We start from the raw sequence: 10287 nt of genomic DNA, 5'->3' as shown, positions 1-10287 counted from the left end.
CTCGTGGTACATCTTCCAGTTGCACGGCAACTCATTCTTGTAGTACCCGAGGATCTTGAGCGGCTTGCCATTGAACACCACGTCGAAATCCTTGAGGATCTCGGGCGTCAGGTAGTCCTCCAGGCTCTCCATATCGCTGGCGTAGGAGGCGAAGATCACGCCATTGCGCGTGGCCACCTGCAGCTTCATCAGGCCGTGGTCTTCGTTACGGAAGTCCTTGGGCATGCCGCCGGCGCGGTTGACGCCGCGCTTGAACGGGACGCCCTGCAGGTTGCCCTTGAGATCGTAGGACCACTGGTGATAGGGGCAGACGAACTCCTTGGCATTGCCCTGGCCGTGCCGGCAGAACTCCGCGCCGCGGTGGGCGCAGCGATTCTCGAAGACATTGATCGAGCCGTCCTCGGCGCGCGCCACGACGACTGGCGTGGGCCCGACATAGGAACGCTTGAAGTCGCCGGCGTTGGGGATCTCCGCCTCCAGCGCGACGAAGTTCCACGAGCGGCCGCGGAAAATCTTTTCCAGTTCCATGTCGTACACGGCGTTGCTGGTGTACACCCAGTCCGGGATGAAATGCAGGGCGTCCTCTGGCCACTGGCAGGCGGCCAGTTCGGCATCCTTGGCGCGCGGCGTGCGGTTGATGACCGCGTGGGTCTGGTACATGTCGGTTCCTCGTTCGGGATCGTTCAGGATTGGGTCTGGCCAGCGAGCGCGGCGGCGGCCTCGCGTACCGCTTGCTTCAGGGGCATGGCGGTGTTGCGGAGCAGGCCGATGTCGCAGGCGGTGCGTTGTTCGATCAGGTTGCGGAGCTGGCGCAGGTCGCCGCCGGCATTGACCGCGATAGCGTGGCGCAGTTGCGCGCCGGCCATGCCAAGCAACAGGAATCTGGGGGCGTCGCCGTCCGCCGCGCCGTTGCCGCGCAGGGTGTAGCACAGCGTGGGGTCCACCGCGCCCAGCATCTGGATGTTGCAGCCGAGCTGGTCGGTCCAGAACCAGGGCACGGCGGCCGGTGCCGTCTCCACGCCGAGCATGGCGGCGGCGGCGATGCGGGCCTGCTCGTTGGCGTTCTGCCACGACTCCAGCCGGACTTCCTGGCCGAACAGGGGCTGGTACTGGCTGGTGCAATCGCCGGCGGCGAAGACGCCCGGCGCGCTGGTGCGGCAGTGCGCGTCGACCTGGATGCCGCCGTTGCCCGGATGGAGCGCCAGCCCGGCGGCCCGCGCCAGGCCGGCATCGGGATGCAGCCCGATGGCGACCACTGCCAGCGGTGCGTGCAAGGCGGAGCCGTCCGTCAGCGTGACGGCAACCCCGTTCGTGGCCGGCGGGATCGAGGCGATCCCGCAGCCCAGGCGCAGGTCGATGCCGAGGCTGCGCACGCGCTGCGCCAGCCAGTCGGAGAACACGGCCGGCACGGCGCGCTGCAGCAACCGTGGCGCGGCTTCGATCACCGTGACCTCCAGTCCCGCCGCGCGGGCGGTGGAGGCCGTTTCCAGCCCCAGGAAGCCGCCGCCGATCACCAGCACGGAGCGCTCCCGGCGCAGCGCGGCGCGCAGGCCACGCGCATCGGCCAGCGAGCGCAGGTAGTGCACGCCCGCCATGCCTTCCGGCAAGGCGGGCAGGGTGCGGGCACGCCCGCCGGTGGCCAGCAGGCAGCGGCTGAAGGCAATCGCCTGGCCATCGGCACAGCGGGCCGTGCCACTGCCGGGATCGAGCGACGTCACTGTCGTGCCCAGACGCAGGTCAATGCCTTGCTCGGCATAAAAGCCCGCCGCGTGCACGCCGATGCGTTCGTCCTGCTGCTCGTCCGCCAGCACGGCCTTGGATAGCGGCGGGCGCTCGTAGGGGGCATGGACCTCGCCGCCGACCATGACGATGCCGCCGTCATGGCCCAGCGAGCGCAGCGCGGCTGCCGCGGTGGCGCCGGCCTGGCCGGCACCGATGATCAGGATAGGGGCGTCTTGTGGCATAGCGGGGGCTCAGGCGGTGACMATGACGTCGACCATCACGTCGCTGTCCACGATCCTGACCGGATAGACGCGGATGCCCTGGGTGGCGGGCGCGCACATGGCTTGCCCGGTGCGGATGTCGAAACGCGCCTGGTGCAGCGGGCATTCGATGCAGCCGTCTTCCAGGTAGCCGTCCGACAGCAGCGCGTACTGGTGCGTGCAGACATTGTCGGTGACGAAGTACTCCCCTTCGCTGCGGTACAGCGCCAGTTGCGCGTCCCCGAGCGTGAGCGACATCACTTCATCGTCCTGAAGCTGGCCGGTAGTGGCGATCTTGGTCCAAGCCATGATGCATCTCCTTTAATCAGTATGCTGAGTATTAATGATCAGTGTACTGATTTAAATTGCCGACTGAATCAGCGTTAACCCTTGGCTGTGGCCGAGCTGGCGGAACGGCCGTGGAAGGCGGGCGCAGACCGCGTCAGCGCCGCCCGGCGGGCCAGCAGCGCCTGCACCTCGCCCATGATCCCGCGCCGGAAGGTAAGCACGCAGACCACGAAGATCAAGCCCGTGACCATGCTGACCGATTCGCCCAGCGTGTTGAACCAGTCCACGCCCGTAAGCGCGGCCAGGCTGCTGCCGAAATCACCCAGCTTGTTTTCCACCGCGACGATCACCAGCGCGCCCAGGATGGGCCCGGAGAGGGTGCCCATGCCCCCCACCAGCGTCATCAGGATGACCGATCCGGACATGGCCCAGTGCACGTCGGTGAGGGTGGCGAAGCCGAGCACCAGCGTCTTCAGGGCGCCCGCCAGCCCGGCCAGCGCCGACGACAGCACGAAGGCCAGCAGCTTGAAGCGGTCGGTGTCGTATCCTAGCGAAATAGCGCGCGGCTCGTTCTCCTTGATAGCCCGCAGCACCTGCCCGAACGGCGAGTTGACCACGCGCGCGATCAACAGCAGCGCGGCACCGGCCACGGCCGCCGCCACGTAGTACATGGTCAGGTCGCTCTCCAGCGAAACCAGCCCGAACAGGCTGCCGCGCGGCACCGCCTGCATGCCGTCTTCGCCGCCGGTGACGGGCGCCTGCAGGCAGAAGAAGTAGAACATCTGCGCCAGCGCCAGCGTGACCATGGCGAAGTAGATGCCCTGGCGCCGGATCGCCAGCGCACCGAAGGCCAGGCCGAGCAGCGCGGCGAAGGCCGTGCCGGCCAGCAGGCCCAGCTCCGGCGTCGCGTGCAGCGATTTCATCACGTAGCCGCAGGCATAGGCCGCGCCGCCGAAGAAGGCGGCATGGCCGAAGGACAGCAGGCCGGTAAAGCCCAGCAGCAGGTTGAAGGCACAGGCGAACAGGGCAAAGCACATCAGCTTCATCGCCAGCACCGGGTAGGCGCCGAGGAAGGGCGCCAGCGCGACGGCCGCCGCCAGCAGGGCGATCGTCAGCCTTGCGCGTGAGTCGTTGATCATCATTTTTCCTTTCCGAACAAGCCGGCGGGGCGCACCATCAGCACGCACACCATGGCCACGAAGACGACGGTCGCCGAGGCTTCCGGGTAGAACACCTTGGTCATGCCCTCGAATATGCCCAGGCCGAGGCCGGTGAAGATGGAGCCGAGGATGGATCCCATCCCGCCGATTACCACCACCGCGAACACGGTAATGATCAGGTTCTGCCCCATCAGCGGCGAGATCTGCATCACCGGCGCGGCCAGCACGCCGGCAAAGGCGGCCAGCCCCACGCCGAAGGCATAGGTCAGCGTGACCAGCAGCGGCACGTTGATGCCGAATGCTTCCACCATGCGGGGGTTCTCGGTGCCGGCGCGCAGGTAGGCGCCGAGCCTTGTCTTCTCGATCACGTACCAGGTCACGAAGCACACCGTGAGCGAGGCCACGACGACCCAGGCACGGTAGTTGGGCAGCACCATGAAGCCCACGCTGGTGGCGCCGCTAAGCGCCTCGGGCGTGGCATAGGACAGGCCGGACACACCGTAGGCCGAGCGCAGCAGGCCTTCGATCAGCAAGCTGATGCCCAGCGTCAGCAACAGCCCGTAGAGGTGGTCGAAGCGGTAGAGGCGGCGCAACATGGTGCGTTCCAGCACCACGCCCAGCGCGCCGGCAACCAACGGCGCGAGCAGCAGCATCAGCCAGTAGTTAAGGCCGAGGTAGCTCATGCCCATCCATGCCAGCACGGCGCCCAGCATGAACAGGGCGCCATGGGCGAAGTTAATGACGTTGAGCAGGCCGAAGATGACCGCAAGGCCGAGACTGAGGATGGCGTAGAACGAGCCGTTGACGAGGCCGAGCAGCAACTGGCTCAGCAGGGCGGGCACAGGTWTGCCAAAAAATTCCATAGCGATGGTTCCTTACACGCCGAGCAGGGCGTTGAGCGTGGGCATCTTGTGCCCGAGCGCGCCGGCGTCGAAGCTCTCCACCATGCGGCCGTGCTCCATCACATAGAAGCGGTCGGCCAGAGGTGCGGCGAAGCGGAAATTCTGTTCCACCATCACGATGGTGTAGCCGCGCTTCTTCAGGGTGGTGATCATTCTTGCCAGTGTTTGTACGATGACGGGCGCSAGGCCYTCGGAGATYTCRTCGAGCAGCAGCASGYTGGCSCSSGTGCGCAGGATRCGSSCRACCGCCAGCATCTGCTGCTCGCCGCCMGACAKGCGSGTGCCCTGGCTCTKGCGGCGCTCCYWCAGGTTGGGGAACATCGCATAGATCTCGTCCAGCGGCATCGGCTCGCGGCCCGCGGTTGCGCCGTCCGGCTTGAACACCGGCGGCAGCAKCAGGTTYTCCTCGCACGACAGGCTGGAAAAGATGGCGCGTTCCTCCGGGCAATAGCCGAGTCCCAGAGGCGCGATGCGGTGCGTCTTCATGCCGATGGTCTCGGTGCCATTGACGCGGATCGAGCCTTTGCGGGCGCCGACGAGCCCCATGATGGCGCGCATGGTCGTGGTGCGGCCCGCGCCATTGCGGCCGAGCACGGTGACCACCTCGCCCGGATTGACGGTCAGGTCCACCCCGTGGAGGATGTGGGACTCGCCATACCAGGCGTGCAGGTCCTTGATCTGCAGGGCAGGGGTTGGTTGGGTCATGGCGTTGCCTCCGTCAGCGCGGCATCGGCCGTGCCCATGTACGCTTCCATCACCTGCGGGTTCCGCGCCATTTCCTCGTAAGGCCCTTCGGCCAGGATGGCGCCGCGCTGGAGCACGGTGATGCGGTCCGCGATGGATGACACCACGCTCATATTGTGTTCGACCATCAGCACGGTGCGCCCCGCTGAAACCTGCTTGATCAAGGCGGTTACCACCTCCACGTCTTCATGCCCCATGCCTTGCGTGGGTTCGTCGAGCAGCATCAGCTCCGGGTCCATGGCGAGCGTGGTGGCGATTTCCAGCGCGCGTTTCCGCCCGTATGCCAGTTCGGCGGTGGGCAGGTCGGCAAAGCCTTCCAGGCCGACGGCCTTCAGCAGCGCTATCGAGCGGTCATTGAGTTCATCGAGCGAGCGCTTGCTTTTCCAGAAGTGATACGCGGTGCCCAGCTTGCGTTGCAGCGCCACGCGCACGTTTTCCATCACCGTGAGCTGCGGGAACACCGCCGAGATCTGGAAGGAGCGGATCACACCCTTGCGGGCGATCTGGGCCGGTCGCTCCCGCGTGATGTCCTCGCCGTTGAACAGGATGGCGCCGGCGGAGGGCGTGTGGAACTTGGTCAGCAGGTTGAAGCAGGTGGTCTTGCCGGCGCCATTGGGCCCGATCAGGGCGTGGATGGCGCCGCGCCGTACCCGCAGGTCGACCCTGCTGACGGCGGTGAAGCCCTTGAACTCCTTGGTGAGTCCGCGGGTTTCAAGGATTACGTCAGCCTGGCTCATGCGTGCTCCGCGTCAGTGTCATTGCGTGTCGGCATCGCGGCTCACTTCTTCACGAGCGCGCATTCGCTTGCGGATAGCGGGCGGAACGCCGCGTCGCCGGGAATGGTGCCGAGGTATTTGACGAGATCCCACGGGCCCTTCGACTCCGCCGGCGACTTGGCCTGCGCCAGGTACATGTCATGCACCATCCGGCCATCCGCGCGCACCTTGCCGCCATGCACGAAGTCATCGTTGACCACCAGGGCGCGCATCTTTTCCGCCACGGCCGGCCCGTCCACCGTCTTGGCCGCCTCGATCGCCTTGAGGTAATGCAGCACGCCGGAGTAGACGCCGATCTGGCCATGCGTCGGGTAGGCCTTCTGCTTGGCGAAGAAGCGCTCGACGAAGGCCTTCGACCTGGCGTCGAGATCCAGCTTGAACGGGTCCACATAGGTCAGACCCTGCGCCACGCTGGGCCCCAGGCTCTTCAGGTCGGTGATGAAGGTCGAGGGCGTAATCACGGTCTGGCCGCCTTTGATCAGGCCGAATTCGCCGGCCGCCTTGACGCCGTTGATCATGTCATTGCCCGCGTTGGCCAGCACTACCACCTTGGCCTTGGACGCGGACGCCGCCACGATGGGGCTGCTGAAGTCGCTGGCATTGAGCGGGTGCTTGGTGCTGCCGATATTCTTGCCGCCGCTGGCATCCACCTCCTTGCGGAAATCCGATTCCAGCGACTGGCCGAATGCGTAGTCCACGGTGATGTAGTACCAGCTGCTCTTGCCGTCGGCGATCAGGCGCTTGACCAGCGGCGCCGATACCGAGTAGGTATCCCAGCCCCAGTGGAAGCCGGTGGGCGAGCAGTTCTGGTTGGTCAGCGCCATGGCGCCGCCCGTCGAGACGATATTGATCTTCTGCTTCTGCTTGGCGATTTCCTGCACCGCCAGCGCGGTGGAGGAGTTGGGGAAGTCGATCACCATGTCGACGCCATCGGTATCGAACCAGCGGCGCGCCAGCGACGAGGCGATATCCGCCTTGTTCTGGTGGTCGCCCGACAGCACGGTGACCGGCTTGCCGAGCACCTTGCCGCCGAATTCCTCCACCGCCATCTGCGCCGCGAGCACCGAGCCGCGGCCCGAGAGATCGGCGTAGGAGCCGGACATGTCGGTAATCACGCCAACCTTGACACCGCTGGCATCCGCCAGGGCGGCGGTGCCATACATCAGGGCGATCAGGGCAGGCACCAGGGCGATGCGTTGGGCTTTGTGCAGAGACTTCATGGGGGCGCTCCAGACAGGGTGAATGAAAAACGGAAAGCAGGAAGAAGAGGGGGCAGGGCCCGGCCGTGCATCGTTTGCGTACCGGCCGGCATCGCCTTGGTGCAACGATCAGTATGCTGACTATAAAATACAGTGTACTGAGCAAATTCCGGGCCAGATGCCATGGCGGGCCGGCTCAGGTCTCCAGGTCGCGGCCCCGCGTTTCGGGCACGAACACCATGCCGATCACAAACGCGAGGGCGGCGATCGAGACCGGATACCACAGGCCAAAGTACACATTGCCGCTGGACACGTTCATCGCCGTCACCACGAAGGACAGCATGCCTCCGACCCAGCCGGCGCCAAGGTGGAAGGGCAGGGACAGCGAGGTGTAGCGGATGCGCGCAGGGAACAGCTCCACCATGAACGCCGCCAGCGGGCCGTACACCATGGCGAGGAAGAGGATGGGAATCAGCAGCATCAGGAACAGCATCGGGCGGTTGATGGCCGCCGGGTCGGCGCGCTCGGGCCAGCCCGCGGCAAGCAGGGCCTGCCGGATTGCCTTGCTGTCGAAACCCTGCAGCGTCGCGTCGCCGATGCGCAGTTCGGGCTGCGGGCGCCCCTCGTCCTGGGTGAATTCGTAGCCCACGCCGAGGTCCGTCAGGTAGCCCTTGGCCTTGTCGCATGCGGATACCGGCTCGGCAAACAGTCGGAAGTGGCAGTCGCCGGCGCGCAGTTGCACGGTGTTGCGCTGCTGGAACTGTTCGAGCGCCGGATTGGCGTAATGCGTCAGCGCCTTGAAGATGGGCTGCGTGGTGAKGGCGGCCARCAGGCAGSCGGCCAKSATGATSTKCTTGCGGCCRATYCGGTCGGACAGCCAGCCGAAGAACAGGTAGCAGGGCGTGGCGATCACCAGTGCGATGCCGATCAGCAGGTGCACCAGTTCCAGCGGCACGTGCAGCGTCTTGTTGACGAAGAACATGGTGTAGAAATGCCCGGTCCCGAAGATGGCCCCGAGCCCCGAAGCCACCACGAACAGCAGCAGCACATACTTCAGGTTGGCCCAGTTCGTGAAGCTGTCCAGGATGGGCGATTTCGACGTGTTGTTGCCGGCCTTCATGCGCGCGAAGATCGGCGACTCGTGCAGCTTGCCGCGGATATAGACCGATACCACCAGCATCAGGAAGGACACCAGGAAGGGCAGGCGCCAGCCCCATTCGCGAAACTGCGCCTCGCTCAGGAAGGTCTTGAGCAGGTACACCACCAGCAGTGAGGAGAGCAGGCCGAGGGTGGCCGTAGTCTGCAGCGAACTGGTGTAGAGGCCGCGCTTTTCGACCGGCGAATGCTCGGCGACGTAGGTCACCGCGCCGCCCACCTCGCCGCCCAGCGCCAGCCCTTGCAGCAGGCGCAACAGCACCAGCAGGATGGTCGCGGTGATGCCGATCTGGCCATACGTGGGCAGCAACCCGACACCCACGGTGGCGATACCCATCAGCAGGATCGTCACCAGGAACGTATATTTGCGGCCGATCAGGTCGCCCAGCCGGCCGAACAGCAGGGCGCCGACGGGGCGCACCAGGAAGCCCGCGCCGAAGGTGGCCAGGCTGGCGAGGAAAGCGGTGGTTTCGTTGCCGGGCGGGAAGAACAATGCGCCAAAATAGACGGCGAGCGCCGCGTAGATATAAAAGTCGTACCACTCCATCAGCGCCCCGAAAGACGACGCGAGGATCACCTTGCGCTCTTCCCTCGTCATGCCTTGCTTGCGCGCGGCGGCACTGTCACTGGTCAGGCTGATTGTCATGGCCGTAGTTCTCCTGGGGGCGTCCCAGCTTGTGCGTGTGTGTGCTTCACACTGTCAGCATGCTGAGTAATTTCAATCAGTGTACTGAGCAGAATTTGGGAGTGTTATGGGGGTTAACCCTTTTGACTCCGGCTAGACATTCCACAACCTCGTTGCTATATTAAAAATGCTCAGCATACTGAGTAATTAAGCAGACAAGCCTTCGCAAGGGCAACGGCACGCGCCTTCCCGCCCCCGTCTCAAGGCCTGCATCGAAGCACGCCCCCACCACATCAGGAGTCGCCACAGCATGACGAGAATACGGAAGATTGCCCTGGAGGAACACTTCATGGCCCCCGGTTTCCAGGCCTATTCGAAGGGATATCTCCAGCATATCGATGCGGTGGTGATGGCCGACCTCGCGAAGCGCCTCGCCGATTTCGACGACATCCGCATCGGCGAGATGGACCGTGCCGGCATCGATTTCACCGTGCTGTCGCAGACCGGTCCCGGCGTGCAGGGCGAAACGGACCGCGCCGCCGCCATCGGCCGCGCCCGCGAGAACAACGATTTCCTGGCCGCGCAAGTGGCGCGCCATCCCACCCGCTTCGCTGGCTTTGCCGCGCTGCCGATGCACGATCCCGTGACAGCGGCGGATGAACTTGAGCGCACCGTGAAGCAGCTCGGCTTCAAGGGGTCGCTGGTCAACGGGCACACCCAGGGCAAGTACTATGACGACCCCGCATACGACGCGTTCTGGGAGCGCATGCAGGAGCTGGACGTGCCGATGTACCTGCATCCGACCGACGCCTATGCGATGCCGCATGTGTACGCCGGGCATCCCGAGATCAGCGGCGCGGCCTGGGGCTGGGGCGTGGAAACGGCCAGCCATGCGCTGCGCCTGCTGTTCAGCGGCGTGTTCGACCGCTTCCCCCGGCTCAAGATCATCCTCGGCCATATGGGCGAAGGGCTGCCGTTCCAGCGCTGGCGTTTCGACAGCCGTTTCGCTGTGTACTCGCACGGTATCAGGCTGGCGAAGAAGCCTTCCGAATACATCGGCAGCAATATCGTGATCACCACCTCCGGCGTGTGCTCGCCCGCCGCGCTGAACGGCGCCATTGCCGAGATGGGCGCCGAGGCGGTGCTGTTCTCGGTCGACTATCCCTACGAATCCACCGCCATCGCCGCGGACTTTATCGAGCAGGCACCGATGGACGACGCGACCCGAAGCCTCGTCTGCCACGGCAACGCCGAACGCATTCTCAAGCTTTGAACCCCGAAATAACGGAGCGCCCCGTGCAAAAGACTTTCCGTATCGGCCAGATCGTGCCGAGCTCGAACACCACCATGGAAACCGAAATCCCCGCGATGCTGCTGGCGCGCCAGCAGGTGCGGCCCGAGCGGTTCACCTTCCACTCCAGCCGCATGCGCATGAAGAAGGTGGTCAAGGAGGAAC

Annotated in this window: 10 protein-coding genes and 1 pseudogene; 2 read left to right on the top strand and 9 right to left on the bottom strand. The window is 65.2% G+C overall.

From position 1 onward, the window contains the following. The 9 genes from AC1DKD_RS34270 to AC1DKD_RS34230 all read right to left on the bottom strand — a co-directional run. Positions 1-660: Rieske 2Fe-2S domain-containing protein (locus AC1DKD_RS34270; RefSeq protein ID WP_477144264.1), on the bottom strand; the 660-nt coding region annotated here is incomplete at its 3' end. A gap of 23 nt (positions 661-683) precedes the next feature. After that, complete coding sequence (locus AC1DKD_RS34265) at positions 684-1964, bottom strand: NAD(P)/FAD-dependent oxidoreductase (protein WP_441636519.1); 1281 nt, start codon at positions 1962-1964, stop codon at positions 684-686. A 9-nt stretch (positions 1965-1973) separates the two neighbouring features. Further along, positions 1974-2291: a non-heme iron oxygenase ferredoxin subunit gene (locus tag AC1DKD_RS34260; protein ID WP_477144263.1), complete on the bottom strand. Its 318-nt coding sequence runs from the start codon at positions 2289-2291 to the stop codon at positions 1974-1976. A 74-nt stretch (positions 2292-2365) separates the two neighbouring features. Next, positions 2366-3409 (bottom strand): branched-chain amino acid ABC transporter permease, encoded by a 1044-nt coding sequence (locus tag AC1DKD_RS34255; RefSeq protein ID WP_441636536.1) that lies wholly within the window; start codon positions 3407-3409, stop codon positions 2366-2368. Continuing rightward, positions 3409-4293 carry a branched-chain amino acid ABC transporter permease gene (locus AC1DKD_RS34250; RefSeq protein WP_477144262.1) on the bottom strand — a complete coding sequence of 295 codons (885 nt, stop codon included), beginning with the start codon at positions 4291-4293 and terminating at the stop codon, positions 3409-3411. Before AC1DKD_RS34250 ends, AC1DKD_RS34255 begins: the two co-directional genes overlap by 1 nt. A 12-nt stretch (positions 4294-4305) precedes the next feature. Beyond that, on the bottom strand, positions 4306-5037 hold the full coding sequence (locus AC1DKD_RS34245) for an ABC transporter ATP-binding protein (protein WP_477144261.1): 732 nt from the start codon (positions 5035-5037) through the stop codon (positions 4306-4308). After that, entirely contained in the window at positions 5034-5813 is a 780-nt protein-coding gene (locus tag AC1DKD_RS34240) for an ABC transporter ATP-binding protein (protein WP_441636511.1), read from the bottom strand. Before AC1DKD_RS34240 ends, AC1DKD_RS34245 begins: the two co-directional genes overlap by 4 nt. A gap of 41 nt (positions 5814-5854) precedes the next feature. After that, positions 5855-7072, bottom strand: a complete 1218-nt coding sequence (locus AC1DKD_RS34235; protein WP_441636509.1) for an ABC transporter substrate-binding protein — start codon at positions 7070-7072, stop codon at positions 5855-5857. A gap of 175 nt (positions 7073-7247) precedes the next feature. Continuing rightward, positions 7248-8852: an MFS transporter gene (locus AC1DKD_RS34230; RefSeq protein WP_477144260.1), complete on the bottom strand. Its 1605-nt coding sequence runs from the start codon at positions 8850-8852 to the stop codon at positions 7248-7250. A gap of 289 nt (positions 8853-9141) precedes the next feature. On the opposite strand from AC1DKD_RS34230, the gene AC1DKD_RS34225 reads away from it, so the two are divergent. Beyond that, positions 9142-10104 carry an amidohydrolase family protein gene (locus AC1DKD_RS34225; RefSeq protein ID WP_441636506.1) on the top strand — a complete coding sequence of 321 codons (963 nt, stop codon included), beginning with the start codon at positions 9142-9144 and terminating at the stop codon, positions 10102-10104. Between the two features lie 23 nt (positions 10105-10127). Continuing rightward, a pseudogene (locus AC1DKD_RS34220) lies at positions 10128-10287 on the top strand (Asp/Glu racemase); the annotation flags it as partial.

The sequence above is a fragment of the Cupriavidus sp. 05T313 genome (assembly GCF_056396665.1).
This window is presented reverse-complemented; position numbering and strand designations above follow the sequence as displayed.